The 26,604-nt window shown below is 68.9% G+C and carries 25 protein-coding genes, 1 tRNA gene and 2 pseudogenes; 4 read left to right on the forward strand and 24 right to left on the reverse strand.

Annotated elements, in window-relative coordinates; genetic code table 11:
• The first annotated feature begins 59 nt into the window (after positions 1-59).
• Positions 60-746, forward strand: coding sequence for a phosphate signaling complex protein PhoU (gene phoU, locus D5R93_RS11955; protein WP_119835528.1), 687 nt, complete (start codon positions 60-62; stop codon positions 744-746).
• A 133-nt stretch (positions 747-879) separates the two neighbouring features.
• Here phoU and D5R93_RS11960 read toward each other — a convergent pair whose 3' ends face one another.
• The 3 genes from D5R93_RS11960 to D5R93_RS11970 form a co-directional block, all read right to left on the reverse strand.
• On the reverse strand, positions 880-1,617 hold the full coding sequence (locus tag D5R93_RS11960) for a phosphoglyceromutase (protein WP_119835527.1): 738 nt from the start codon (positions 1,615-1,617) through the stop codon (positions 880-882).
• Between the two features lie 162 nt (positions 1,618-1,779).
• On the reverse strand, positions 1,780-2,097 hold the full coding sequence (locus D5R93_RS11965; protein ID WP_119835526.1) for a histone-like nucleoid-structuring protein Lsr2: 318 nt from the start codon (positions 2,095-2,097) through the stop codon (positions 1,780-1,782).
• 492 nt (positions 2,098-2,589) lie between these two features.
• Positions 2,590-2,662, reverse strand: a tRNA-Thr gene (locus D5R93_RS11970).
• 408 nt (positions 2,663-3,070) lie between these two features.
• On the opposite strand from D5R93_RS11970, the gene D5R93_RS11975 reads away from it, so the two are divergent.
• Both D5R93_RS11975 and D5R93_RS11980 read left to right on the forward strand, forming a co-directional pair.
• The gene (locus D5R93_RS11975; RefSeq protein WP_120205459.1) at positions 3,071-4,636 is read left to right on the forward strand and encodes an amino acid permease; all 1,566 of its coding nucleotides are present in this window, start codon (positions 3,071-3,073) and stop codon (positions 4,634-4,636) included.
• 1 nt (position 4,637) lies between these two features.
• A complete protein-coding gene (locus D5R93_RS11980; RefSeq protein WP_119835524.1) occupies positions 4,638-5,654 on the forward strand; it encodes an asparaginase in 1,017 nt (338 codons plus the stop codon).
• Between the two features lie 48 nt (positions 5,655-5,702).
• Here the strand turns inward: D5R93_RS11980 and D5R93_RS11985 are convergent, their stop codons facing one another.
• Complete coding sequence (locus D5R93_RS11985; RefSeq protein WP_243106785.1) at positions 5,703-6,992, reverse strand: alpha/beta hydrolase; 1,290 nt, start codon at positions 6,990-6,992, stop codon at positions 5,703-5,705.
• Between the two features lie 7 nt (positions 6,993-6,999).
• Positions 7,000-7,266: a hypothetical protein gene (locus D5R93_RS14355; RefSeq protein ID WP_243106786.1), complete on the reverse strand. Its 267-nt coding sequence runs from the start codon at positions 7,264-7,266 to the stop codon at positions 7,000-7,002.
• Positions 7,267-7,425: 159 nt separating this feature from the next.
• Here D5R93_RS14355 and D5R93_RS11990 point away from each other — a divergent pair, with 159 nt between their 5' ends.
• The gene (locus tag D5R93_RS11990; protein ID WP_120205462.1) at positions 7,426-8,358 is read left to right on the forward strand and encodes a helix-turn-helix domain-containing protein; all 933 of its coding nucleotides are present in this window, start codon (positions 7,426-7,428) and stop codon (positions 8,356-8,358) included.
• A 59-nt stretch (positions 8,359-8,417) separates the two neighbouring features.
• Here D5R93_RS11990 and D5R93_RS11995 read toward each other — a convergent pair whose 3' ends face one another.
• From D5R93_RS11995 to D5R93_RS12080, 19 genes and pseudogenes are all read right to left on the reverse strand, one after another.
• On the reverse strand, positions 8,418-9,071 hold the full coding sequence (locus D5R93_RS11995) for a hypothetical protein (RefSeq protein ID WP_162933963.1): 654 nt from the start codon (positions 9,069-9,071) through the stop codon (positions 8,418-8,420).
• Complete coding sequence (locus D5R93_RS12000; RefSeq protein WP_162933964.1) at positions 9,047-9,727, reverse strand: hypothetical protein; 681 nt, start codon at positions 9,725-9,727, stop codon at positions 9,047-9,049. Before D5R93_RS12000 ends, D5R93_RS11995 begins: the two co-directional genes overlap by 25 nt.
• A 105-nt stretch (positions 9,728-9,832) precedes the next feature.
• A complete protein-coding gene (locus D5R93_RS12005) occupies positions 9,833-11,071 on the reverse strand; it encodes a DNA polymerase III subunit delta' (protein WP_120206080.1) in 1,239 nt (412 codons plus the stop codon).
• Positions 11,068-11,763 (reverse strand): dTMP kinase, encoded by a 696-nt coding sequence (gene tmk, locus D5R93_RS12010; protein ID WP_243106788.1) that lies wholly within the window; start codon positions 11,761-11,763, stop codon positions 11,068-11,070. The genes D5R93_RS12005 and tmk overlap by 4 nt, the downstream gene beginning before the upstream one ends.
• A 49-nt stretch (positions 11,764-11,812) precedes the next feature.
• Positions 11,813-12,370: a hypothetical protein gene (locus D5R93_RS12015; RefSeq protein ID WP_162933965.1), complete on the reverse strand. Its 558-nt coding sequence runs from the start codon at positions 12,368-12,370 to the stop codon at positions 11,813-11,815.
• 187 nt (positions 12,371-12,557) lie between these two features.
• Positions 12,558-12,845: a hypothetical protein gene (locus tag D5R93_RS12020; protein WP_120205471.1), complete on the reverse strand. Its 288-nt coding sequence runs from the start codon at positions 12,843-12,845 to the stop codon at positions 12,558-12,560.
• A 76-nt stretch (positions 12,846-12,921) separates the two neighbouring features.
• The gene (locus tag D5R93_RS12025) at positions 12,922-13,131 is read right to left on the reverse strand and encodes a hypothetical protein (protein WP_119835520.1); all 210 of its coding nucleotides are present in this window, start codon (positions 13,129-13,131) and stop codon (positions 12,922-12,924) included.
• 40 nt (positions 13,132-13,171) lie between these two features.
• Positions 13,172-13,363: a hypothetical protein gene (locus D5R93_RS14360; RefSeq protein ID WP_243106790.1), complete on the reverse strand. Its 192-nt coding sequence runs from the start codon at positions 13,361-13,363 to the stop codon at positions 13,172-13,174.
• Positions 13,347-13,712, reverse strand: coding sequence for an ATP-binding cassette domain-containing protein (locus D5R93_RS12030; protein ID WP_243106792.1), 366 nt, complete (start codon positions 13,710-13,712; stop codon positions 13,347-13,349). The genes D5R93_RS14360 and D5R93_RS12030 overlap by 17 nt, the downstream gene beginning before the upstream one ends.
• Complete coding sequence (locus D5R93_RS12035) at positions 13,712-14,134, reverse strand: GntR family transcriptional regulator (RefSeq protein ID WP_120205473.1); 423 nt, start codon at positions 14,132-14,134, stop codon at positions 13,712-13,714. Before D5R93_RS12035 ends, D5R93_RS12030 begins: the two co-directional genes overlap by 1 nt.
• A gap of 114 nt (positions 14,135-14,248) precedes the next feature.
• A complete protein-coding gene (locus D5R93_RS13425; RefSeq protein WP_162933966.1) occupies positions 14,249-14,971 on the reverse strand; it encodes a hypothetical protein in 723 nt (240 codons plus the stop codon).
• Positions 14,972-15,028: 57 nt separating this feature from the next.
• The gene (locus D5R93_RS12050) at positions 15,029-16,036 is read right to left on the reverse strand and encodes an OmpA family protein (RefSeq protein ID WP_243106794.1); all 1,008 of its coding nucleotides are present in this window, start codon (positions 16,034-16,036) and stop codon (positions 15,029-15,031) included.
• Between the two features lie 505 nt (positions 16,037-16,541).
• Entirely contained in the window at positions 16,542-16,673 is a 132-nt protein-coding gene (locus D5R93_RS14620) for a hypothetical protein (protein WP_279221362.1), read from the reverse strand.
• Between the two features lie 49 nt (positions 16,674-16,722).
• Entirely contained in the window at positions 16,723-17,322 is a 600-nt protein-coding gene (locus tag D5R93_RS12055; protein WP_243107092.1) for a sensor histidine kinase, read from the reverse strand.
• 218 nt (positions 17,323-17,540) lie between these two features.
• Positions 17,541-18,306: pseudogene (locus tag D5R93_RS12060) on the reverse strand (response regulator transcription factor).
• 167 nt (positions 18,307-18,473) lie between these two features.
• Positions 18,474-19,058: a DUF3060 domain-containing protein gene (locus D5R93_RS12065; RefSeq protein WP_147392835.1), complete on the reverse strand. Its 585-nt coding sequence runs from the start codon at positions 19,056-19,058 to the stop codon at positions 18,474-18,476.
• A 935-nt stretch (positions 19,059-19,993) separates the two neighbouring features.
• A pseudogene (topA, locus tag D5R93_RS12070) lies at positions 19,994-23,087 on the reverse strand (type I DNA topoisomerase).
• A gap of 331 nt (positions 23,088-23,418) precedes the next feature.
• Positions 23,419-24,750: a PAS domain-containing protein gene (locus D5R93_RS12075; protein ID WP_119835512.1), complete on the reverse strand. Its 1,332-nt coding sequence runs from the start codon at positions 24,748-24,750 to the stop codon at positions 23,419-23,421.
• A 125-nt stretch (positions 24,751-24,875) separates the two neighbouring features.
• On the reverse strand, positions 24,876-26,228 hold the full coding sequence (locus tag D5R93_RS12080; RefSeq protein ID WP_120205481.1) for a PAS domain S-box protein: 1,353 nt from the start codon (positions 26,226-26,228) through the stop codon (positions 24,876-24,878).
• Between the last annotated feature and the right edge of the window lie 376 nt (positions 26,229-26,604).

Here is a 26,604-nt window from a genome sequence, read left to right on the forward strand (position 1 = left end):
ACGAGGCTGAGGAACAGCAAAGGAACAGCCGAGGAACAATCAAGGACAAGGAGCATGTCGTGCGTGAGATCTTCCACCAGGAGCTCAGCCAGCTGGGCGCTGACCTTGAGTCCATGGCGCACCAGGTCGCCACCGCTGTCGAGCGCGCCGCGGAGTCCCTGCGTCACGGCGACATCATTGTCGCCGAGCAGGTCATTGACGCCGACGAGCGCATCAACGACCTCCAGCGTGACATCGACGACCTGTGCGTCATGCTGCTGGCCCGCCAGCAACCGGTTGCCGGCGACCTCCGCCACGTCCTGTCCGCCCTGCGGGTAGCCCAGACCCTGGAGCGCCAGGGAGACCTGGCCCGCCATGTCGCGGCAATCGCCCGGGGACGCTACCCCGAGCCCCCCGCCCCTGAGCCGGTCCTCGGCCTCCTCCTGCAGATGGCGGACCTGGCTGTCCGCGCGGGCAGGGACGTGGCCCGCCTGATCGAGACCAGGGACCTGGGCCTGGCCAAGACGATCGAGGCCGGGGACAGCAAGCTGGACGCCCTGCACCGCAGGTCCTTCCAGATGATCCTGGACCCAGCTCACGAACTGAGCCGCCAGCAGGTTATCGACGCGGTCCTGCTGGGCCGCTTCCTGGAGCGGTTCGGGGACCACTCCACCTCCGTAGCCCGCCGAGTCGCCTACCTGGTCTCAGGGGCGTCGCTGCCGGAGACCCACGACAACGAGGACGCCGACGCCCTGCACCGGCGCTGACCCACCACCACACGCCACGTGGGCCGTGCACCCGGCTGCAGGGGTGCACGGCCCACGTCTCAGTCCCAGTAGGGTCCCAGACAGCCGGAGAAGCGAGCGGCGACAGCCTCAGCAGCCGCCGTCTCGCACCGACTCACCTGCCCTGGTTAGCCACTGCGGCGATCTTGGCCTCGGCCTCAGGGTCAAGGTAGCGGCCACCCTTGGTCAGTGGCCTGAGAGTCTCCTCGTCGAGCTCGTAGACGAGCGGGATACCGGTCGGAATGTTGACACCGGCAATGTCCTCGTCGGAGATCTCGTCAAGATGCTTGACGATTGCCCGCAGCGAGTTGCCGTGGGCGGCGATCATGACGGTCCTGCCCGTCCGGATCTCCGGGACGACCGTGCCCTCCCAGTAGGGCAGCAGACGCTCCAGCACGTCCTTCAGGCACTCCGTGGCAGGAATGGGCTCCCCGGCGTAACGGGGATCCGAGTCCTGGGAGAACTCCGAGCCTAACTCGATCTCCGGGGGAGGGACGTCGTAGGAGCGACGCCAGAGCATGAACTGCTCCTCTCCGTACTCGTCCCGGATCTCCTTCTTGTTCTTACCCTGCAGGGCGCCGTAGTGACGTTCGTTGAGACGCCAGTGCCGCTCCACAGGAATCCAGTGGCGGTCCGCAGCATCCAGAGCCAGGTTAGCGGTCATGATGGCACGGCGCAGCACGGAGGTGAAGAGCTTCTCGGGCAGGACTCCCGCCTCCTTGAGAAGCTCGCCGCCGCGGACAGCCTCTGCACGCCCCTTGTCTGACAGCGGCACATCGACCCAGCCGGTAAAGAGGTTCTTTGCGTTCCATTCGCTCTCGCCGTGGCGGAGCAGCACGAGGGTGTAAGCCATAGGCCTATCCTGCCAGGCCGCGCTCCGCGACGCGAGACCCCAGAGGTCCCAGGGCGCCGAGGACCCGAGTCACAGGGCAGTACGCCCTGGCTACGGCACACGTCCACGACCTGGGCGTCAGCACACGGGCTGCGCGGCCGACGCAGCCTCGCGCCGCGCCTCTCAGTGGGCCTTGTAGTAGGCGTCGCGGATCTCCGCCGAGACACGCCCGCGGTCGGAGACCTCCATACCCTGCTCCCGCGCCCACTCGCGGATCTTCTGCGTGTCCGACGACCCAGAGGAGCGGCGCCGGGTGTTACGCCGCCCGCCGACTCGACGAGCCTTTGCCACCCACTCCTCAAGAGACTCACGAAGAGCGGCCGCGTGCTCGTCGTTTACGTCAATCTCGTAGGTAACGCCGTCAAGCGCGAAGGTGATGGTCTGGGTCGCCTCGGAGCCGTCGACGTCGTCGACAAGGATGACTTGCGTCTTCTGTGCCATGGTCCCTCAATCAGATACGGGTGCGGGATTACCTGAGCGAATCCCGCTCCGGACGGCATCTAGACTAAACGTCTTCCAGAATTGATGCAACACTCGTCATCAGACGACGCCCTCTAACCTCGCCGACTCCACAGGGTTATCCGGATAGCAGCCTCGGAGGGAAAGCAGGCGTAGCCGACAAGGACGTGCTCACGGCACCAGCAGGGAAGAACATGACGGGACCATGGGTCAGCCGCGTCCCGGCAGGAGCGCAGCAGGAGGGCTTTTCAATATCAGCCACCTATTTTCTCAGAATCCTCCCAGGATGGGTACCGACAGCCGACGGCCAGTCGTCGCGAGGTTCTACAGGCCGACGCGTGCAGGCTGCACCGCCCCGACCTCTCCTGTCGTTCCCTCCTGGGCCCGAGTAATGTCGCAGCGTGCTGCCCTGTCCCGCAGGCACAGGCACTACAGACGACGGCAGCCTGGCACATGGTGCCAGGCTGCCGGTCGAGCCGCCTGTGGGAATCGAACCCACGACCTATTCATTACGAGTGAATCGCTCTGCCGACTGAGCTAAGGCGGCGCACCGCTGGATGCGGGCGTGCCGAACATACCGGTCCGAGAGCCCTGCGTGCAATCTGCACCCGGACGAGCAGACGGTGTTTCTGGACACAGCAGGAACACCTCGACCACCAGACAGGGCCGTCTGCGGCCTCACGGCAGAGCCGCTGTTTCTGCCCACCTGAGGGAGCGCACAGCCAGCCGCGACCGCCCGGCGCACAGCCGCACCTAGGGAAAAACGCTAGCCTGGTTCCAGCAGGCCCGCCCCCGCCCTGGTCGGCGCCGACGGCACCGCAGCTGTCTGCGCTCCCAGCGGAGCACCGGGGAGCGGGCTGCCAGGACGCCGCGGTGTCCGCCCACCCTCCACGAGACAGGCGCACAGCGGCTACCAGCACACGCGCCGCATGACCTCCGACCCGGAAGGACAGCCATGGCACAGACCTCCCACCCGCCTCGTACCTCACCCGGAGGGGGCTCTGCACCAGGGCAGGAGCCCTGTGTCCAAGACAGAGGGGACACCGGCTACAACAAGTCCCTCAAGAACCGTCACCTCCAGATGATCGCCATCGGCGGGTCCATCGGCACCGGCCTGTTCCTCGGCGCCGGTGGACGTCTTGCCCAGGGCGGCCCCGGCCTGGCCATCGCCTACGCCGTGTGCGGCCTGTTCGCCTTCCTCATGGTACGAGCACTAGGCGAGCTGGCGATCCGCAGGCCCTCCTCCGGGGCTTTTGTCTCCTACGCACGGGAGTTCCTGGGGGAGAAGGGCGCCTTCGTCACCGGCTGGCTGTTCTTCCTGGACTGGTCGGTCACCGTCATGGCCGACATCACCGCCGTCGCCCTCTACCTGCGCTACTGGAGCGCCTTCCACGTGATACCCCAGTGGGTTCTCGCGCTGGTCGCCCTAGCTCTCGTGTTCGCCCTCAACATGATGAATGTCAAGATGTTCGGCGAGGCTGAGTTCTGGTTCGCCCTCATCAAGGTCGCCGCCATCGTCGCATTCATGGTGGCCGCCATCTGGGCTATCCTCGTGGGGGCTCCGGTCGGCGAGTCCACCGCAGGCATCCACAACATCACCGACAACTCCGGCATCTTTCCCGAGGGCCTGCCAATCGTCTTCGCGCTGACGCTCGGTGTGGTGTTCGCCTTCGGGGGCACCGAGATGGTAGGTGTGGCCGCTGGGGAGGCCAAGGACGCGGAACGCGTGCTTCCCAAGGCCATCAACTCCATGATCCTGCGCATCTTCGTCTTCTACGTAGGGTCGGTAGCCCTCATGGCGCTGGTCCTGCCCTACACGGCCTACTCCGCCAACGAGTCACCTTTTGTCACCTTCTTCTCCGGCCTGGGCATCCCCCACGCCGGAGACATCATCCAGGTTGTCGTCCTCACCGCAGCCATGTCCTCCCTCAACGCCGGCCTGTACGCCACCGGACGCACCCTGCGGTCAATGGCCGTGGCGGGAGAGGCACCCAGGGTCGCGGCGGGGCTCAACAGGAACCAGGTACCTGCCGGGGGCATCACCCTCACCTCCGCGCTGGGGCTGCTGGGGGTCGTGCTCAACGCCCACCTGCCCGAGGACGCCTTCGAGATCGTCATGAACCTTGCCGGAATCGGTATCGCAGGCACCTGGGCGGCCATTCTGGTCACCCACCTCGCCTACCTGCGAAAAGTCAGAGCAGGGGAGGAGACCCGGCCCGACTACAAGATGCCCTGGGCACCTTGGTCCACCTACGCCGCCCTCCTCTTCTTCACCGTCGTGGTGGCCTCCAACCTCACCAGCCCTGCCGGACGCTGGACGCTGGCGCTGTTCGCCGCCATCGTCGTCATGATGGTGGCTGGCTGGTACGCGGTGCGCGGCCGCATCCGTGGGGACCTCCTCGACGAGGTCCTGGCTGAGGACACCACAGCCTCCGCTGACCCCGGCGGTACTGACGGTCCTGCCGCCTCCTGCGGCCCAGGCTCCGGGCCGCGCCCGGCCGCCCCAGCCCGGGAGGACTGACATGCGCGTCCACATCACCTACACCGGGGGGACCATCGGGATGGTGGACTCCCCTCGTGGGCTGGTCCCGGGCGCAGACCTAGAGGGGTGGCTCGCCACCCTCCTGGACGGCACCGACCTCGCCCAGAACGTGACGATGACAGCCCTGGACCCGCTCATCGACTCCTCCAACGCGACGCCGTTGTCCTGGCAGGCTGTCGTGGAGGACCTGCGCGCCCACGCCGCCTCGGACCCGCACCAGGCCTTCGTGGTCCTGCACGGCACCGACACCATGGCCTACACCTCCGCTGCCCTGTCCTACGCCCTCACCGACTTCCCCTGCCCCGTGGTCATCACCGGCTCCCAGCTGCCGCTGGGCGTCGTGGGCTCGGACGCCGCCCCCAACGTCACCGGGGCACTGCGAGCGGCCACGAGCGGACGCCTGGAGACAGTGGCCCTGTTCTTCGGCCACCGCCTCCTGGCCGGCAACCGTGCCACCAAGAGCTCGTCGTGGGCCTTCAAGGGCTTCACCTCCCCCAACGCCGCGCCCCTGGCCATGACAGGAGCACCCTGGCAGTGGTCGCCCCCGCAGGCCCAGGGATCAGGCTGGCCCAGGGCGTTGCCCTACACCCGCCACGACGTGGTCGTGGCGGACCTGGCTCCCGGTATCACCGCCCAGCGGCTGGAGGCCATGCTGACCCCCCAGCCGGAGGCCGTCGTGCTACGGGCATTCGGCGTGGGCAACGTCCCCAGCCAGGAGCCCGGCCTGACCACCGTGATCAAGGAGACCGTCGCAGCAGGTACGGCGGTCGTCGTCGCTTCCCAGTGCCAGGAGGCTGAGGTCCTCCTGGGCCACTACGAGGCCGGTGACGCGCTGGCCCGCGCCGGAGCGGTCGGCAGTGCAGACATGACCCTGGAGGCCACCTACGCCAAGGTCCAGTTCCTGCTCAGCCAGGGTCTGCGCGGAGCCGACCTGGCCGCCGCCGTGGGGCGCTCAGTTGCCGGAGAACTGACCGAGCAGGCCCAGCAGCCCGGCTAGCCCGAGCGCCTCGGCGGGGGCAGGGAGCACACGGGCGCCGACACGGGCTCAGTCGCCGGAGCAGGTCAGGTCATCCTGCGGCAGGTCCCCCCTCAGCAGGTAGGCGTCAACAACGTCACCCACACACTCGCCAGCACGGCCGTAGGCCGTGTGCCCCTCACCCTCCCAGGTGAGAAGCCGACCAGACTCCAGCTGGTCGGCCAGGGAGACCGACCACTCGTAGGGGGTCGCCGGGTCGCCCGTGGTGCCGACGACCAGGATCGGGGCGGCGCCGCTGGCCGTGACCTCGCTGTTCTCGTTGCCGGAGAAGTGGTCCCAGCCCTGACAGTAGGCGTGGGCGTAGGTCAGCTCCTCGCCAAAGGTAGGCGAGGCCTGCCTCACGGCCTGCGCCTGCTGCTTCCAGGCCGCCTCGTCACCCTCGACAGGGTAGTCCTGGCAGTTGACAGCGGTGATGGCTTCCGAGCTGTTGCCCCGGTAAGCGCCCTGACTGTCCCGCTGAGCGAAGGCGTCAGCCACAGCAAGCAGCGTCGAGCCGTCCGGGTTGTCCCCCATGGCCTGGCCCAGCCCCGTCGTCAGCACGTCCCCCCAGGTGTCGGGGTCATAGAGGGATCCCAGGACAGCGGAGCGCGCCAGGGGGCGGGTCAGCGGCCTGCTGGAGTCACTGGTGGGGATCGCGGAGGTGGCGATGGAGTCCAGGAGCTGGCGGACCTGCTCGACCCCGGAGTCGACGTCCCCGCTAAGAGGGCAGGACGGCCCGGACTGGCAGTCCTCGACATAGACGCGCAGCGCCCGCTCAAAGCCCTCAGCCTGGCCCTGGGCGACCTCGTCCAGGCTGAGGGCGGGGTCAAGGCCACCGTCCAGGACCATGCGACCCACGTTGTCAGGGAACAGGTCGGCGTAGGTCGCCCCCAGGTAGGTCCCGTAGGAGTAGCCCAGGTAGGTCAGCACGTCCTGGCCGTTGACAGCGCGCAGGACGTCAAGGTCGCGGGCGGCGCTCTCGGTTGAGACATGGTCCAGGAGCCCGGGGACCTCGGTGGCCTCCTGGCAGGCGGCCTCGTCCTCCTGGGCAGCGGCAGCGGCCTGCTGGGGGGAGGCGTTCTCCTCCTGCCCGTCGGTGCCACTGCGCCGCTCATCGAGCTCGGCGTCGGTCCAGCAGTCCACGGCGGTGGACTGCCCCACGCCACGCGGGTCAAAGCCGACGACATCGTAACTGTCCGTTACGTCCCGGGAGAACCGCTCCCTCACGTTCTCGACAATAGTGACCCCCGAGCCGCCAGGGCCACCGGGGTTGACCAGCAGCACGCCCGCCGACTCCCCGTCGGCGGCGCGCCTCTTCATCGCGATGTCAATGGTCTCCCCTCCGGGTCGTCATAGTCCAAGGGACAGAGACGGTGGCACAGGTGTAGCCGGTGTCCTCCTGCGTCTTGTCCATGCCGTCGCTGCACGGGTACCAGTCGGCCTCCTGGGAGTAGTAGGTCTCCAGGCCGACCGGGACCTGCGGAGAGACCTCGGCAGAGGCAGGGGTCGCCGCGACAGGCTCACCCCCTGGCAGGCAGTCAGGCCCGTGCACGCGAGCAGCAGGGCGCACGATACGGCGAGGGCCGACGAACACGGCGTCTGGTCGTAGAGGTGTTCACAAGGCGAGCCTACGAGCACGCTAGGCTCGCGTCTCTCCTTCCCAGGGCGGAGCCATCCGTACCTGTGTCCCGTGCCCCTGGGGGGACCCGAGGGAACCTCCCGGCAGGGGGCACCACCACGTAGCCTGGCTCCTATGGACATCCGCCAGGAGATCAAGAGGTTCCTCACCACGCGCCGCGCCAGGGTGACACCGCAGATGGCCGGGCTTCCTGTCACTGCCGGGAACCGGCGCGTGCCGGGGCTTCGCCGCGAGGAGGTAGCCCTTCTGGCCGGCGTGAGCGTGGACTACTACACCCGCCTGGAGCGCGGGAACCTGTCAGGAGCCTCCCGGGAGGTCCTGGACGCCTTGAGCCAGGCACTCCTCCTGGACGACGCGGAGACCCAGCACCTGCACGACCTGGCCCGCTCGGCCAGCCCCAGCGGGCAGGTACGGAGCCACCGCTCCCACCAGGCCGACAGCACCCTACGTCCCGGGGTGCAGTGGATCCTGGACTCCATGCCGATGCCCGCAGCCGTCCACGACGCCACCGGCAGCTACCTGGCCACCAACCTTATGGCCCGGGCGCTCTACTCCCCGCTGTTCGTTGACCCCGCCCCCGGGCTAGCCAGGAACGGTAGTGGCAGGGGCAGCGCGAGACCGAGCATGCCCCGGTTCATGTTCCTGGACGAGCGCTCGCGCTCCTTCTTCCCCCGCTGGGAGCAGGGGGCTGAGGACCTGGTGGCCATGCTGCGGCTGGCGGCAGGCTCGAACCCCGGCGACCCGGAGCTAACGGCGCTCGTCGGTGAGCTGTCCACTCACAGCCGCGAGTTCTCCGTCATGTGGGCACGCCACGACGTGCGCTACGTGTGTCGGGCGGACAAGCTGGTGCACCACCCGGTGGTCGGGCAGATGCACCTGGTCTGCGAGTCCACCGCGATGACCAGCAGCCCGGGCCTGACCATGGTGGTCTACGGGGTGGAGCCAGGCAGCCCCAGCGCCGACGCCATGCGGCTGCTGGCCTCCTGGGCCGCCAGCGAGGTCGCCTCTGCCACGCAGCCGGCCAGGGACACGCACATAGCCAGCTGACGTCACAAACCTTGCTTGGGGGCGGGTCGAGGTGCCGACTCAGCAGGCTGACGGCTCGCTCACCGCGTCCCTCGCAGGAGGTAGTCAGCTCGCTGCGCGCTTCTCACCCGCGCCTGCTCCGCCTCCAGGTCGGCCAGAGGCTGGTAGACGCCGTCATCATGGACCACACCGCGAGAGACACCCCACATCCAGATCGTCTCTACCGCCTCCAGGGCGCACAAGATCGCCTGACGCTCATCCCTGGACCTCCAGGTCAGCGCGGGCAGCAGGGCACCGGAGCCATCAGCAGCAACCACGACGACCGCCGCAGTGGTGCGCCCGCCGGAGGCGCGCAGTGTGACGAAGATGGAGGACCGCGACCTCGGCCAGTCCAGCCACCTGGCCCGCAGCCCGTCGACGTGGGACAGACCCTCCCGGGTGACCGTCAGACGCGTGCACGCGCTCCTGTAAGCGTGGAACAGCTGGACAGCAGCAAGCAGAAGTGGCACCGCGACAAGAAGGGTCGCAAGGAGGTAGCCCTGCGGCCGGACGGAGCCGACGGAAGGGTCGGCAGACACGCTGTGTGCCTCCTGAATCCGGGGGAGGATGACGCTGGAGGCGAGCCATCCCAGCACGGCGTAGACGACGGCAAGGACCACGCGCGGCAGCCAGGTTGTCAGCCTCCTTCTGAGGACAAGCGGTTCCTGGCTTACCAGGGACGGGTCGGCCGACACACCACCGGGACTGCTCGTCTCCGTGGCAACCACAGCGCCGGGCGCCCCGTCGGGGCCAGGGACGGCCCCGACGTCGCAGACGTACCCGTTGGCCCGTGCCCACGCCCAGATCTCGTCGACCTCTGCCTCAAGGCGGTCCCGAACCCCTTCCCTGCCGACCGCCGAGACACGCGGGCGGCCAGCCTGGTCCGGCGGCCACCGGCTGAGACCTCCACCCGGCCGAGCACCGTCACCGCCCCGCGCCGGGAGACACCTGTTCTCGACGGGCTGGCGTGGTCGCGGCGGACCGACACGTCGACGACGAAGGCGGCCCGCGAGCAGGGCCACGGCAGGTGCCTGGTGCGGAGGAGCCCCCGGGAGTGGATACCGGTGGCGTCAAAGACCGTGCGCTGCCGCAACGGCACCACCCCGGCCACGACAGCCCCCAGGCCCATCGCCAGGCCCACAGTGCGTATGAGGCCGATCAACAGCAGGAACGACCCGGCCCCTGCGGGTTCCTGGAACGCGCTCACCATGCGCGTCAGAATGGCGCACATCGCCAGCCCGATCAGGATCATCAGGCCCCCGTTCACGCGGGCAGACAGGTTCGGCCGACGCACCAGGCGCGGCGGCCCGTAGGAGGAGCCGGGGCCTGGAACGGGGCTGGTCGCTGACACGTGCTCTCCTCTTCTCCACGATCTCTCTACGACCCCTCCACGACCTCTCCCAGATCTCCTCAGGGTCAGGCGGTTCGAGCGCGATCCTGGACCAGGACGGCGCCCTCAGGCCTGGGGGCGCAGCTGGACCATGAGGGCCTCCACCGCTAGCAGCGGAGCAGCGCTGGAGCCCAGGCGGGAGCGGCACTCCTCGATAGCGGCGATCCGCGCCAGGGACTGCTGGGCACCGGTGGTGCGGGCCACCTGGTCCACCGTGTCCGCCAGGTCGATATTGACACGCTCCACGTCGCTACCCAGCTGGATGGCGAGCACGTCCCGGTAGAAGGACAGCAGGTCAGTCATGGCCCGGTCCAGTACGTCGGTACGTGCCCGACGGGCGCGCCGCTTCTGGTCCTCCTCCAGCTGGCGCACCTGGGCACGCAGGGCTGGAGGAATCTTGCCTCCCTCCTCCAGCCCCAGGGCACGGGCCAACTCGGCTCTCTCCCGGGCGTCACGCTCAGCCGTAGCCTCCTTGGCCTCCGTCTCGGCCGCCTCCACCAAGGAGGCGGCCGCCAGGACCGCGTCACCAACGCTGCGCAGCGACACCGGCGACATGAGCAGCCGGTGGCGGCGCTCCCACGCGCCAGGGTCCGTGGCCAGGTGACGGGCCACCCCGATGTGGGACTGGCTGGCCCGTGCCGCCTGCTGCGCCAGCTGCGGGTCGGCGCCGTCACGGCGCACGAGGAGCTCGGCGACCGCCTGCGTCGAGGGGACCCGCAGGGTCACCAGCCGACAGCGGGAACGGATAGTGGGCAAGACGTCGTCGGCGCTGGGCGTACACAGCAGCCACACGGTCTGCGGCGGGGGCTCCTCCACGGACTTCAGCAGCACGTTGGTGGTCCGCTCCGCCATGCGGTCCGCGTCCTCCACGAGGACCACCCGCCAGCGGCCGGTCCAGGGACGGCGCTGCGCCTCCCCGACCAGGCCCCGAACCTCCTCCATGGTGATGATGAGCCTCTCCGTGGCCACGCGCACCACGTCCGGGTGGGACCCCGCCATGACGTCACGGCAGGGCTTGCATCGGCCGCACCCGGGGACCGGCCCGGTGCACTGGAGGGAGGCGGCAAAAGCCCTGGCCGCGTTGGAGCGCCCCGAGCCGGGAGGCCCGGTCACCAACCAGGCGTGGGCCATGGCTGAGTCCCCGGCGTTGCCAGCGTTTCCGGCATCCGGGTCGTCGTCGCGGCCAGGGGTGGTCGCAGCAGCCGCCTCCTGGCGCCTGTGGGCGAGGGACCGGGCCGCCCGGGCGGCCGCCGACAGGACGCCCACCACCTCCTCCTGGCCGACGACGTCGTCCCACACGCTCATGCGGCCCCGTCCCCGCTGGCGCGACCGCTGGAGGCCAGCAGCCCCCACACGGCAGAGGTGACGTCCTCGGCGACCTCGTCCACGCTGCGGGCGGCGTTGACGATGGTGAAGCGCTCGGGCTCGGAGGCGGCCAGGGTAAGGAACTGCTCCCGCAGCGCGGCACGGAACTTCGCGCCCTCGCGCTCCACACGGTCGACCTCCCCACGATCCTGCGTACGGCGGGAGGCCAGGTCGGGATCGGCGTCGAGCAGGATCGTCAGGTCAGGCAGGAGCCCGCTGGTGGCCCACAGGGACAGGTCACGCAGCTCGTGGGGACCCAGGCTGCGGGCAGCCCCCTGGTAGGCCACGGAGGAGTCGAGATAGCGGTCGGTCAGCACCACGGCGCCGCACTCCAGCGCGGGGCGCACGAGCGTGGCGACGTGGTGCGCCCGGTCCGCGGCGTAGAGGAGGGCCTCCGCGCGCGGGTCGACGTGGCCTCCGTGCAGGAGGAGGCGGCGCACGTCGGAGCCGAGCTCGGTGCCACCCGGCTCCCGGGTGACGACGACCTCGACCCCCGCCGCAGTCAGTGCGTCGGCCAAGAGCGTCAGCTGGGTGGTCTTGCCGACGCCGTCGGCCCCCTCGAAGGAGATGAACAGTCCGGGGCGGGAGCCGGCACGGTCACTGTGCACGCTACGGTCGGCTGAGGTGGTCACGCGCTCAGGGTAGCCGGGGAGCCTGGGAGGCTGCAGGCAGCAGGCCCCGTCACGACACGGTGAGGGGGAGCCGGGCCGTGCGCTGCGAGGTCCTTCCCTGGACCACCAGCACGTAGTCGCCGGGGGCCAGGTCGTCAGGCAGTGTGGCCGTGACCGAGTAGGGGTCCTGCCCGGTGCGGCTGCGCGGGGTCCTGCCCGTGGTGACACCACCAACACGCTCGCCGGTCTCCTCCAGGACCACGTCCACGTCCTCGCCGGAGAGGAGCCCCTCCCCCTGGACCGTCACCGTCTGGCCCGCACCCAGGCTGGCAGGGTCCCCGACCAGGGCGGCGGTCACAGGGACGGCGGCAGAGCACTGGTCAGCGACCTCGTCCGGGTAGGACACGGAGGCTCCCGCCCGCCGTGGCTCCTCCTCGTTGACGTTGACGCTGCCGTTGACGAGCACGCTGAAGAAGATGTCGTCAGGGAACGTGGGGTCAGGGCGCCCCGTGATGGTCCAGCTGATGAGGGTCGTGGTGTCGTCCTGGGTGTCCCAGGTGGTCTCCTCCAACAGGGTCTGGTCGTCCCAGACCCTGGCCTGGAAGGTGTAGGCCCCGGTGGTGGTCACCGGCACCGACACGGTGCACCCTCGCGAACAGGCTCTCCGACCTGAGCACTCACGCCCTCGGGGCGGGTAGGCAGGACCCGGACCTCCTGGGGGCGTAGGTAACGGTGCCCCGGGGCCGGAGCAGGTGGCCTCGTAGGTGTAGGTCCCTGGCTGGTCAGGAACCTTGACCGAGGCGAACCACCCCCGCTCAGCTGACCGACGCTACTGGTGGCCACGACCTCACCGTCGAGGCGGACGACAGCCTCACCGGCCTCACCGGCCCCCTCGGCGTCGGGACAGGCTCGCAGGAGAGCCTGTCGGAGAAGGCCACGTAGCTGCCGACCTGGGTCACCTGGGTACTGACACTCACCGAGGGACGTGGTGAGGGAGGCGAGGGCTCCTGCGCCACGCTGGCAGGGACCAGACCCAGCAGGAGCATGGCGGCGGCGGCTACCGCGACCACGAGACGGCGTGTGTACAGACGACGTGTGTGCATGATGGCACTCCTTTCATGCCGGTGGGAACGCAAACGGCCGAGATAGTAACATCATGCCCATCACGACAATATAGGGTCACCTGGGTGGAGACTGGGAGACCATCACCGCACACCACACCACCGGGTTCGTCACCGGGTTCTGGTCAGAAGAAAAACTCCCCTCCCCAAGGAGCCGGGCCAGCCAGCCAGCGCACACCCACAGCAGGTACACCACCCCTACCAGAGGCAGGTACCACGTCGGCACCAGGCGCAGGTCAAGGCGGACCGCCGCCATCACCGTGCTCATGACCGCGCTGCTGCGATCACCCGTGCTAGCCGTTCCTGGCTCAGCCACGACGGTCCCCCTTGGCGATGTAGACGGCGAGCTCCTCAATGCTGGGGGCCTCGACGACCGCCCGGTCAGCCAGGGCCTCGGCCTCGCTGGCAGGCATGAGAGCCTCCCAGCCCAGCGACGTGCTGCGCACGCCCAGGCTCACCTGCCGCACGGCACCGGTGAGGTGCTCAGGGGTGCCCCGCACCGACCTTCCGGAGCGGGTCCAGCCGGGCTGCAGCCAGCTCCCGGGCGAAGACCTCACGGTTCCAGGTGGGGTAGAAGGGCGTCAGGGCGCTCTCGACATCCCTCACCCGCCACTCAGCGTGGTACGGCGCGGTGTCGAAGACGACACCGACACGCTCGTGCGGCAGGCAGGCAGCCGTGCCGGAGTCCGGGAGGGCCATGCCCAGGACAGCCTTGATCGTCGTGGTCTTGCCCGAGCCATTGGCGCCGACAAACCCGGTGATGTAGCCCTGCGGCACCGAGAAGGTGACGTCGTCCAGGCTGAAGCCTGGGTAGTGCTTGGTCAGGTGAGTGACCTCAATGGGGTTCACTAGCTCTCCTTCGTGCTCTCTCCCGGCTCCCCACCGGGGGCCTGGGATGTCGTCATGACGGTGTCGAGCATGGTGTGCAGCTCCTCGCTGCTGAGCCCGACCAGGCGGGCCCGCTCGACCGCGCGGTCGAGGTGCTCCTCCACCTCCCGCAGGACCTGCTCGTGCACGAGCTCGGAGTTACGAGGCAGGGCGAAGTACCCCTTGCCAGGGACGTTGGCAAGGAAGCCCTCGGCCACCAGGTCGGAGTAGGCCCGCGTGGTGGTGATGACGCTGACGCGCAGGTCCCGGGCCAGCGCCCGGATGGAGGGCAGGGCCTCGTCGGCCTCGACCCGCCCGGTCAGGATCGCGTCACGTACCTGCTGGGCGATCTGCTCGTAGATCGGAACCCCCGCCGTGTTCGACAGGACAACCGTCAGCGGCATGACACCCCCTTCCGTACATAGACACTATAGACAGTATGAACGGAAGCGTGTCAAGTCAGGGCCGCCCTGGGCGCTCGCACCTGCCCGGCTGGCAGGGCACAGCCGGGCAGGAGGTCAGTCGCTCTCCGCAGGACGAGCCTCCGTGCCGGAGCCGGTGTCCTCAATGATGGGGGTCCGACCCGCCCAGACCACGGTGCTGTAACTGCCACTGACGACTACCCGGTTGACATCGCGCACGTAGACCTCGATACCGTCACCGTTGATCACCACCGTGTCGGCGTACTCGGCAATCGCCACCGTGTACGCCCCCGTAACCGTCAGGGTGGTGCAGTCACCCGTGACACGCACCTCCTCGGACCGCTGGCTCAGCAACAGCGGACCGTTGTCGCACCTCACCGTCTTGTCAACAAACCCCTCCTCAAACAACCAGTCCGAGTCGGTAATGGTCGCCGAGGCGCCCGGGCGGTCGGCGGAGCCCAAGTCCACCTCTGCCTCCTCCTCGTCCCGGGCACCGGGCACCGCGTCAGTCCCCTCCTGCTCAGACGCGTCCGCGCTGCTGTGCACCTGGACCTCAGAGGCCTGGGACGTCGGCTCGTCCTGCTGAGACTCCTCGGCCTCGGCAGAGCGAGGAGACGCCTCGGTACGGGTCTCAGCGGCCTCGCTGCTCTGCGTAGCCTTGGCGTCGGTGTCTGCCTGGGTCGGCTGGGAGGACTGTGACGAGCTGTCACCTCCTCCCGGCGAGGACACAGAGATCGAGCAGGCTCCCAGGCTCAGGGCCACGCAGGCCGCAGCAGCGCCAGCAGCCAGGACAGGACGGAAACGGGTCACAAGGTTCACAACAAACTCCGGTTCAGGTCAGATCAGGGACGGCAAGGGACAGCCCACCAGCCAGGCTCAGAAGGCGGGGATGAAGACCTCCACGCGGCGGTTGAGCTGGCGCCCCGCCGGGTTGTCGGAGCCGTCCTCGTTCTCGTTGGACGCGACCGGCTGGGTCTCCCCGTAGCCGGTGGCCTCCATGGAGGCGGTCACACCCTGGCTAGCCAGCTCCTCAACGACAGCCTGGGCGCGCTCCTCAGACAGGGTCTGGTTGAAGGCCTCGTCCGACACGGAGTCAGTGTGACCGTGGACCTGGATAGCCGGGGCGCCCGAGCTGGTCAGCACCTCAGCCAGGTTGCCCAGGGTCTGGGAGGCGTCATCGCGGACCTCGGAGGAGCCAAAGTCGAAGAGAACCCTGTCCTCCAGGGTGATGAGCGTCCCGCAGGAGGTCACCGGCTGGATGGCGTCGATCGAGGGGAAGGAGCCGACCTTGCCCACCTGCGGCAGCGGGTCAGCGTCCACGGTGAGGGTGGCAGTGGGGCTGGCGACCAGAGCGGTCCCGTCGCCGCTGTTGGTGATGGACAAGGTGGCGTCGGAGTACGTACCGGAGCCGTCCCCGTTGTTGGTGATCGTCACCGTGGGATCAGAGTACGTGCCCGACCCGTCGCCGTTGTTGGTGATCGTCACCCCGGCGTCCGCGTAGGTTCCTGACCCGTCCCCGTTGACCGTCACGGACAGGGTGGGGTCGGAGTAGGTCCCCGACCCGTCACCGTTGCTGGTGATCGTCACCGTAGGGTCAGAGTACGTGCCCGAGCCGTCACCGTTGTTGGTGATCGTCACCGTGGGGTCAGAGTACGCCCCCGAGCCGTCGCCGTTGTTGGTCGTGGAGGAGCCCTCGGAGGAAGTGACCGCGGAGCCGTCACCACCCAGCACGGTGTGCCCCGAGCCCGAGGCCAGCACACCCGGCTCCTCGCAGCGGGCAGGCCCCACACTCACCCCGGGGACTGAGTCGACCTCCTGGGTCAGGTCGGGGGTGAACATGTCAGAGGACTCGGTGAGCAGGCTGAGGTCGGGCAGCGTGAACATGGGGACGGGCGGGATCTCCCGACGGCGTAGCCGGGTACCGCATTCTCCCCTCCGGGACGGGCGAGGCTGACCCTTCCGCAGACGCCTGGGAGGACGCCGATGAGCCTGCCAAGCCCCGCGGCTCCTGGGCCGCCGACTGGGGCCAGAACTGGTGTCGCCCTCGGAGCCGCTGCCACCGGAGCCGGACCCGCCGATGTCCAGGGAGCAGGCAGCCAGGGAGACGGTAGCAAGGATGGCGCAGACCAGGGCGGCCGGGCGCCGTACGGGAAGTGGTGTGTCATGAGGAGGACTCTAGGGTCCCGTTATCGCCCTGTCGTCTCCGTGCTGTCGCAGCCTCGCGACAGCCTGCCCGGCACCCGCTGGCCCCGGGAGACGGGACCGGACGCTCTCCTCGCGCCGGGAGCGCTGCCTTGTCCGCCCGCTCCCGGCCCTGCGGCGGCCAGGCGGTCGCACCCTCAGCCTGGTGGCGGCCCCGCTACCGGGAGGGAGAGCCACACCCGGGTCCCTACCCCTGCCGGGAGGTCATCCTCGCCTGCCCACCGTGGCGTCGCAGGATCGTGGCCACCAGCGGCAGGCCCAGGCCGGAGCCAGGCAGGCCGCGGGCGTTGCCCGCGCGCGCCAACTCGCTCCACACCACGGGCAGGTCCGCCGGGGCACGCCGATACCGGTGTCAGCCACTTCGATCGCTACCGCGCCCGCCTCCTCCCGGCCTCGGACCTCAACGGTGCCCCTGAGGAGGTGTACTTCGCGGCATTGGACACCACGTTGTAGATCGCTGAGTAGAGCAGGTCGCCGTCGCCGCGCACGTGGGGCAGGGGCCAGGGGACCTGGGGCAGGTCCACGCGCATACGGACCGCCTGGTTCCTGGAGGCGGCCTCCTCGGCGACGGCCTGGACAGCGTCCTGGACGGTCTCCGCCAGGTCCACGTCCTCCAGGGCCAGGGGCAGGGTCTCCAGGTCGGCCAGCTTGCGCAGGTCGGCGACAAGACGGCCCATACGGCGCGCCTGGGCGTCCACCACGTCGGCCCGGGCTGGCAGGTCGGCGGGCATGATCTGGGGGAGGTCGGCCACAGCCGCCCGCACGGCGGTCAGGGGGTTCTTCAGCTCGTGGTCCAGGCGCCGCAGGAACTGCTGGTGCTGCGCCCAGGCCTCCTCCTGGGCCTGGCGCCGCGCGCGCTCACCGGCGACGCGCAGGCGCCAGCGCACCAGGACCACGACCAGGGCCGAGGCCAGCAAGACCGTACCCGTCTCGAGCACCAGCAGCGGCAGCGTCGCAGTCAGGGTCATAGTGGTGTGCGGAACAGTCAGGAACGCGGCTCCTGTCGTCACGACCACGACGAGCACAGCCAGGCTCCAGGCCACGAGCCAGGGCCTGCGCGAGGGGGCGTTCCCACCCGTGGCCCTGGAGGCACCTGGCGCACCCGGCGGCTCCGACGTGGTCGACACAGCTGGCACGGCAGCCACCGCCTGGGAGCCGTCAGGCCCAGGCGCGGGCAGGGAGCCCCTCACGCGTGGACCCTGGCGCGAAACCGGTACCCCACCGAGGGAACGGTCTCGATGTAGGTGGGCTGCCCAGCCGCGTCCCCAGGATCTTGCGGATCTCGCGGACACGGTGATCCACCGCCCGCGTCGAGGCGGCGAAGTCGATCCCCACAGGGCCGCCAGCAGGGCCTCACGAGTGTGCAGCTCCCCGGGGTGGCTCATGAGGTAGTCCAGGAGCATGGTCGCCTTGGGGGTCAGCGACAGCTCCCTGCCCGCGAGCGTCACCCGCCGGGAGGCTCGCTCCAGCACCAGGTCCCCAGCCACCAGGCGCGCAGCGGAGGTCAGCGGCTGGGTGCTCCCCTGGGTGCGGCGCAGCACCGCCCGGATGCGCGAGGCCAGCTCGGCCGGGTCGAAGGGCTTGGACAGGTAGTCGTCGGCACCGTCGTCCAGCGCGGAGACCCGCTCGTAGGAGGCGTCCACCTGGGTGAGGAGGATGATCGGGGTCCAGGTCCCGCCCGCCCGGATCCGGCGGACCAGCTCGCGACCGTCCATACGGGGCATGAGGACGTCGGAGACCACGATATCCACGTCGCGGGCCGCAAGAAGGTCCAGCGCCTCTACCCCGTCGGAGGCCAGGAGCACCCGGTAGCCGCTGCGCTCCAGGTAGGGGCCCAGCGAGCGGCGGATGGCTGACTCGTCATCGACGAGCAGGACGGTGGCCGTGGGGGCCGCAGAAGTCGCGGACGCAACCGACTGCGGAGCGGACGGGACAGGGGTGGGCGCTGACATGGGCGCGATCCTCCTCGGTGGTGCTCGGTGAGTCCTGGGGGCGCTCGGCAACCTCAGCCCCAGCCACTGACACCACCCCCGTGACGCCGACCGCAGCGACCGGGGGCGTTGACCAGGCCGGGCGCCAGCGCCGCCAGGGGCAGCGCAGGAGCTGGACTACCTCAGTCCTAGCCGATCTGGGTGGCGACGTTGCCGGAGCCCATGTCGGTGACGTCCGGAGTGCCGCTGAGCCAGTAGACCTTGACGTCAGAGCCAGTGATCATGACCGTGCTGACGCTGCGCACGTAGACGGTGACGTCACTGCCCGCAACGGCCAGGGTGCCCACGTTCTCCGCAGCAACCGTGACTTCAGAGCCCAGGACGCCCAGCTCACCGTCGAGGTCACCCACGAGGTTGAAACTCTCCCCCGACCCCGAGACGGCGTAGGAGCCGGAGACGGTCTGCCTGGTCCCGTTGCTGATGGCGTCCTGCCAGCCAGGATCGGTGATGTCGGAGGTGTCGCTGTCGGAGGTGCCCGAGCCAGCGTCGCCCTCAGAGTCTGCCGAGCTGCTGGCGTTGTCGGAGCCGCTGGAGCCGTCCTGGCCCTGCGCCGCCTCGGTGGTGGTAGCGTCACCAGAACCTGCAGAGTCAGCCCCACCGCCATCGGAGCCGCCGACCGACACCGAGCAGGCCGTCAGGGACAGCCCCAGCACAAGAGCTGCGGCAGGGGCCAGCAGGTATCGAGAGACACGAGAAGAGCAAGAAGCACGCACAGGGATTCCTTTCCAGGGACGCTCACCGCAGCGGGAACACTCACCGCGCTGTCGCTGTGAAGCCTAGTGACCGCGTGACGCGGCCGCGTCGCGAGCCTGTCGCAGATCAGCGACAGGACAACAGCCGGAAACCACGCCTCGACCAGAAGACCTTATACTGTGCTTTCCGTCGCATTTTCTGGGTGGAGGCTGGATATCCATTAAGTGAATTCCACTTCAGCGGGAATCGTACAAGGTAGGCTGCCACGAATCTCGCCAGGCCGAAAGACGTCAACAGGAGCCGATTTCATTCCAGTTCACCCTGACAGTCTCCCACCCCGAGCGTCGTGCCCGACCAGTCGTGACCGAGCCGCAGGCCGACCAGTAGCCTCGTGCCCTGAACGCGTGACCCGCCTCAGTTGCACGCAGGCGCGCTAGTGCTCCCGCCTCGGGCGTGTGAGCCTGGCACCCCTCCGGGGGAACTCCTTGCCGAAGCGCTCCTGCCCCGGGCCTGTGAGCCTGGCTCACACCGCTCCACCTGTGCTTGACGGTCTCCACCCAGGCCTGAACCGCGCCAGGCAAACCCCCGTCACTCCACCCCACCTGGAACAGGCATAACAACTATACCTGGCCCACACCCACGACGACCGCTACATGCCCGCTACACGGTGTGGAGGCCGCCAACTGCCCCACGCCCACGCCGACCGCTGGCCTCGTGCCCGAGAGAGGCCGCCTCGGTGCGGCCGACCTGCCCCACACCCACGACGACCACTGGGCTGGAGGACAGGCTGGAACAGCCCTGACAGGTAAACACTCCCCGGGACCGACTCCTCGAAAACGACCAATTCCTCACAGACGACCAACGTGCCAGTCGTTCTCTGAGGATTTGGTACATGTACCTTTCAGTAGCTGGTACATTTCGGCGCACCGCCCCACCTCAGGCGGTACCAGCCTTCCTAGCTCTGACCGGTTCCGTCAGTGCTGGCCGTCCCGGTGCTGGTCCCCCTGCTGCTGGCGGTCTTTGACGTCGTCCCACCGCCTGCGGCCTTACGCGTCCCAGCCGTGCCTCCCGCCGTCCTGCGGGCGCTGGCCTTGCTGGCACCCGTCCTGCCGGTACTCGTCTTACGGGTGGCGCGCTTCTTGGCAGGCCCCTTGGCCCGCTTCTCAGCCAGCAGCTCGTAGGCGCGCTCGGCGATGACCGTGGCCGGGTCGTCCCCCCGGCGCAGAGTCACGTTGGTCTCCCCGTCGGTGAAGTACGGCCCGAAGCGGCCGTCCTTGATGACGACAGGGCGCCCCGTGGCCGGGTCCGTGCCCAGGTCACGCAGAGGAGGCCGCGCAGCGGACTGCCCCCGACGACGCTTGGGCTGGGAGAACAGCTCCAGGGCCTGCTCCAGGGTGACGGAGAAGATCTGCTCCTCGGTCTCCAGGGACCGCGAGTCCGAGCCCTTCTTCAAGTAGGGGCCGTAGCGGCCGTTCTGCGCAGTGATGTCCTCCCCGGACTCCGGGTCCTGCCCCACCACCCGAGGCAGACTGAGCAGGTCGAGGGCCTGCTCCAGGGTGACCGTGGCCAGGTCCATCGACCTCAGCAGGCTCGCCGTACGCGGCTTGGGCCTCGCCGTCCTCGCCTTCCTTGAGGTCTGGGACGCCCTGGCCGACCTAGCAGACGACGTCGCAGCCCCGGCGGGGTCAGTAGCCTCACCGCCCTGGCTGCCCGCGCCCGTCGCCACCGCGCTGTCGGCGCCCTCCTCCCTAGGATCAGGCAGGACCTCGGTCACGTAAGGTCCGTAGCGGCCGTCCTTGGCGATGATCATGTGGCCTGTGGACGGGTCGACCCCCAGCTCGCGGCCGTCGTCGGCAGCGCGGGCGAACAGCTCGCGCGCCTTATCCAGGCTGAGCTCGTCGGGGGCGACATCGGCAGGCACGTTCGCCCGCCTACCCTCAGCGTCCTCCAGGTAAGGGCCGTAACGCCCCACGCGCAAGGTGACACCCTCACCGAGGTCAATGGAGTTCACCGCCCGCGCGTCAATCTCCCCCAGCCCGGCGACCAGACCTCTGAGACCGTGGAGCGTCAGCTCCGTGCTCCCAGTGTCCTCAGTACCTCCAGCATCCTCATCGCCCCCGGGGCCTGCAGTACCCTCAGCACCCGCAGCGCCGTTGTTCCCCTGCGAGCCGTTGTAGAAGCGGGACAGCCAGGCCACCCGGTCCTCCTCGCCAGCGGCGATCCGGTCCAGGTCCCTCTCCATGGAGGCAGTGAAGTCGTAGTCGACGAGCTCGGCAAAGTTCTCCTCCAGCAGGCGGGTGACGGAGAAGGCCAGCCACGTGGGCACCAGGGCCTGACCGCGGTGGTCCACGTAGCCGCGGTCAGAGATCGTCGACATGATCGAGGCGTAGGTAGAGGGACGCCCGATCTCGCGCTCCTCCAGGGCCTTGACCAGGGAGGCCTCCGTGTAGCGGGGAGGTGGGGTGGTCTCGTGCCCAGAGGCCTCAGCCCTAAGGGCAGCGAGCTCCTGTCCCTCCGTCATGGCGGGCAAGCGCACGTCCTTGCCCGCATCGGCCTTGCCAGCCCCGGAGGAGTCCTCATAGCGCTCAGCGTCACGCCCCTCCTCGTAGGCTGCCAAGAAGCCACGGAAGGTAATGACCGTGCCCGAGGCGCTTAGCCCCGCTACTGAGAACGTCGGCCCGGCGTCCCGGGAACTACCCGCCGCTGGGGTCAGGGGCACCTCAACAGTCACCGTCGCGGTAGAGCCGACGGCGTCAGCCATCTGGGAGGCCACGGTACGCCTCCAGATCAGCTCGTAGAGACGGAACTGGGCGCCGCTGAGGTCACCACTGACCTGGGCCGGGGTGCGGAAGTGGTCACCAGCGGGACGGATCGCCTCGTGCGCCTCCTGAGCACCCTTGGCCCGGGAGGCGTAGACCCTGGGGCGCTGCGGGAGGTACTGGGAGCCGTAGAGCTCGGCCACCTGCGCCCGGGCTGCCTCCACAGCCTGGGAGGACAGCACCGTCGAGTCAGTACGCATGTAGGTGATAAAGCCGTTCTCATACAGTCCCTGGGCCACGCGCATCGTCTCACGGGGATTCATCCGCAGCTTGCGTGAGGCCTCCTGCTGGAGGGTCGAGGTGGTGAACGGAGCAGCAGGACGGCGCTTGTACGGCTTGTCCTCGACAGAGGCTACCCGCGGCTGCCCGCGACCGACCGCCTCGGCGACAGCAGCCGCTCCCGCCTGGTGCAGGTGGACCACAGAGGCCTTCAGCGCAGCCGGCCGCAGCTGGCCGTCGTCGTTGAAGTCGCGTCCGGTCGCCACCCTCCGCCCGTCCAGTGTCGTCAGACGGGCAGAGAAGACGGAGTCGTGCTGGTCCTGGGACTCCTGCTGGGACGGCGCAGCCGCCTCGGGGGTATCCGGGCTCCCGGGCAGCACGGTGCTCAGCTCAGCTTCCACCCCCAGTAGGAGGCCGAGGTAAAGGCCATCCGCTCGCGCTCACGCTCCACCACCAGGCGGGTCGCCACGGACTGGACCCGCCCGGCCGACAGCCCGCCCTGACCTTGCGCCACAGGACCGGGCTGACCTCATAGCCGACCAGCCGGTCCAGGATGCGCCTGGTCTCCTGGGCGTCCACCCGGTGGGTGTCCAGGTCACGCGTGCTGTCCAGGGCGCGGGCCACCGCCTCGCGGGTGATCTCCGTGAAGGTCATGCGCCTGACCGGGATCGTGGGCTTGAGCACCTCCAGGAGGTGCCAGGCGATTGCCTCACCCTCCCGGTCGTCGTCCGTGGCCAGGTAGAGCTCGTCAGCCTCCTTGAGCGCCTTCCGGAGCTGGGCGACTGTCTTTTTCTTGTCCGGGTTGACGACGTAGTAGGGGGTGAAGCCGTCCTCCACGTCCACGGCGAACTTGCCGTAGGGCCCTTTCTTCATAGCGGCGGGCAGCTCGGAGGGCTGCGGCAAATCACGAATGTGACCCACGGAGGCCTCGACGTCGAAGTCCTCCCCGAGGTACCCGGCGATAGAACGCACCTTGTTGGGGGACTCCACGATGACGAGCTTGGTGGACACGGGCGACCTTCCTCACAGGCGGGCGTGACGGGTGGTGGCGAGACAGGCCGACTGGCAAGCCCTCAGCCAGGACACGCCTGTACCCCGTTGTGCATCAACCGCACAACCAGGCACGCCTACGCGTCCCAGACGTCTGGGAGCCGGTCGGGAACCGACAGGGACGACCCCCTCCCAGCTGACTGTAACGTATTGCGGCCGCTGGTACCTCGCAGCAGCCACGTCGTTGTGGAGAGGTCGTGGGGTCGTGGAGAGGCCGTGGGAACCACGGCTGCTGCGGACCGCACCTGCCGCCACGCCGGGAACTACACGCCCAGACCAGGTCAGCCAGCCGTCAGGACAGCTCCGACAACGCGCCACGGATCGTGGCAAGCCTCTGTGTGGTCGCGGTCTCGTCGTAGGGCAGGCCCAGTCCCCGGCACTCCGCGGCAAGCTGGGCGAGAGACCGCACCTCAGGGAATCCCTGGGACGCCAGGGAGGCGACCTCGTCCACCACGGGGGAGCCGGAGACCCCGTTGCCGCCACGGGCGTCCACCCACTGGCCCAGGCGGCGGGCAGCACGGTCGAGGCTGGAGGTAACCACGCGCAGGGCGTCGTCCAGCTCGCCGACCTGGGTGCTCACGCTGCGCAGAACAGGCCCCAGGCCCGCGACCCCCGACTCCAGGGCCTCGCACAGGTCCCTCAGCGAGCGGACGGCGTCCTCCTCCGAACCGTCCAGGATGGACTGGGCGAACCGCCCCACCATGAGGGTCAGCAGCCGCATCAGGGCTACGGCGAAGCGCAGCTGCGTGACCGCCTCGTGCATGGAGCGCAGGCGCCGGGGCAGCCCGCCGAGCTCGCTGCCCGCGGTACCGGACAGCTCACTGATCCGCTCAGCCAGGGACTGAGCCCGGGTACGCGCACCGCCCCCTCCGTCCTGGGAGACCAGCTGACCGATACGCATGATCCGCCCCCGGGCCGCCGAGATGGAGTCGTGAGCCGCCTCCATGGCGACAATGAGCCGCATGTACTCGTCAAGCTCGTAGACCAGGGCGTTGGTCTCCCGCTCGATCACGGCCACGGTGCTGAGGATACGAGCCACCGGCCCCAGCACGTCCGGGGCCGCGGCAGGAACACGTACCCCCGCAGCCACCAGCGCCGCCACCTCGCGGGGGAGAGTGGCCTCGGTCATCTCGTACAGGGAGCCGAACCCCAGAGCGGCGAGCTCGGTGGACAGCTCCTGGGCACCGTACTCGCCGATCTGCCGCCGTGAGGCTGCACGGGCGGCCAGCTCGCGCTCCTTGGCCCGCACACGCCGATAGGCCTCCTCCACCTGGGTCCGGGTGCTCGCGTCCATCGGCTTGATCCGCACCGAGAGGAACCCGTCACGCAGGGGAACTACTGTGGCAAAGACCCGGTAGTCCAGGCCGTCCACCGCCCGGTTGATGACATAGGCGCACACGGGCCTGCCCGCCTGGAGGTCGTCCCACATGAGCCGGAACAGACCCGCAGGCATATCCAGGTGCCGTACAATATTGTGAGGTGACCCGATAAGGCGCTCACGCGAGTAGCGGGAGAGGACGTCAAAGGTCCTGTTAGTGTTCTGGATGACGCCTCTAAGGTCCGTCGTCGAGAAAAAGATGTCCTGCGGGTCGAACAGCCGCTCGTATCCGATCTGCGATTCCATGGGTGCTCTCTTCCGGTCAGTGGAACATGACGCTCAGCGGGGAGCCGCTACGCCCCGCCCTGGCACCGCCAGGACCCCGGCACTGCATGACGTGCCCCGGCCTTGACGGTCACCCTCGGCAGCGGCTATCCCCCCATCTGCGCCAGGGCCTGGCGAACCGTGGAGACACGCTCACGGATAAGAGGCTCGTCCAGGGTCACGACGACCCCGCGCGCCTTCGCTGCCAACTCGGCCAGGGAGGCAGTCTCGGGGAAGCCCTGCTCCCCGAGCTCGACCGCCTCCTGGAGCACAGCAGCAGCGTCCACGCCCTCAGCCAGGGCCTGGGCACCCTCGTCCTGGAGCGCCCGGATCCAGCGCTGGAACGGACGCTTGACCCGGTCGAGGTTGCTGACCACCGACCGCAGGTCCGCGTCCAGGCGCTCAGCGAGGTCGGCCGCGTTCTGGCAGGACGGCGCAAGCGGCTCAAGGTCCACCAGGAGCGCCTCAGCAAGGTCACTGATGGCGTCGGCGGAGTCGACCTCCGTCTCGTCCAGGACCGCGGCGGCGAAGATCCCCGTCATCAAGGTGTGCAGACGCATCATCGAGGAGCGGAAGCGCACCTCGGAGGCGACCTCGTAGAGGGCCACCAGCGAGGAGTTCAGCTGCTGGAGAACCTCCACGGCCTGCGCACTACGCTCCCTGACCCGCTCTGAGACAGTCGGCACGGAGGAGTCCTGGTCCGGGCTGGTCACCTCCCCTACCAGCGCCCCCACGCGGTTAGCCCGGTCGATGACCGAGCGGACACTCGTCGCCCAGGCCCCCAGGCCGTTAATGAGGTCCTGGTACTCGTTGAGCTGGTAGATCAGCTCGTCGGTGTCCCGCTCAATGACCGCCATGGCCGACAAGATGGTGGACATGGGGCTGTCCGACTCCGTGCGGCGGGGTACACGCACGCCCTCGACCACGAGCAGGGCCAGCTCTCTCGGCAGGGCTGCCCTGGCAAAGGAGTACAGGCCGCGGAACTGCGCCTGGCTGAGCTCCTCAGACATCAAGGTGGCACCACGGTCAGCCACCTCACGACGGCTGTGCCCCTGGTCAGCGTACTCACGCTCTGCGGCACGGACCCGGGCGTACATCTCCCTAACCGGGGTGAACAGCGCGTGGTTGCTGGGGCGGACCCGCACCGAGAGGTAGCCGTCGGCAAGGGGGACGACCGTGGCAAAGACCCAGTAGTCTAGCCCGTCCTTGGCTCTGTTCAGGACATAGACGCATGCTGGCCGCCCTGCCTCCAGCTCGTCCCACATCAGCCTGAAGGCGCCTGCGGGCATGTCGTCATGGCGGATGATGTTGTGCGGAGCGCCGACCAGCTCCTCAGAGCTGTAGCGGGACAGCGAGTTAAATACCCGGTTTGTCCTGCGGATAACGCCCTTGGCGTCCGTGGTCGAGAAGAACAGGTCCTCGGCACCGAAGCGGCGCTCGTTGCCATCGACGTATTCCATGACTCTCCTGGTAGCGTAGTTATAAGGATGGCGGGCCGCAGCCGGTGGTAGCGCTGGTTCACGTACCACGCAGCCGGGACGCGACCCGGTCAGGTACAAGAGACTACGCTGCCATAGCCCTGATAGAACAGCAGGACCACAGCCTGGCACGGCGGCCCAGCACGACAGAAGCAGGTATGGGGGCGCGCACCACGGGCTCCGCCCCGACACTACTTTGATTCTTTGTACCAGAACCGGATCACCTCGCGGACGCGGCCACCCGGACGCTGCCCCGCTCGACATGTGCCCTGGTTTCTGGCACCAGGACGATCGGTCGCACGGCGCAACCGGTCCAGCATTTCATACACCGCCAAGGCATGTGGGTGTTTGTGGTCCC

Source organism: Actinomyces lilanjuaniae (assembly GCF_003606385.1).
Taxonomy (GTDB): Bacteria; Actinomycetota; Actinomycetes; order Actinomycetales; family Actinomycetaceae; genus Actinomyces; species Actinomyces lilanjuaniae.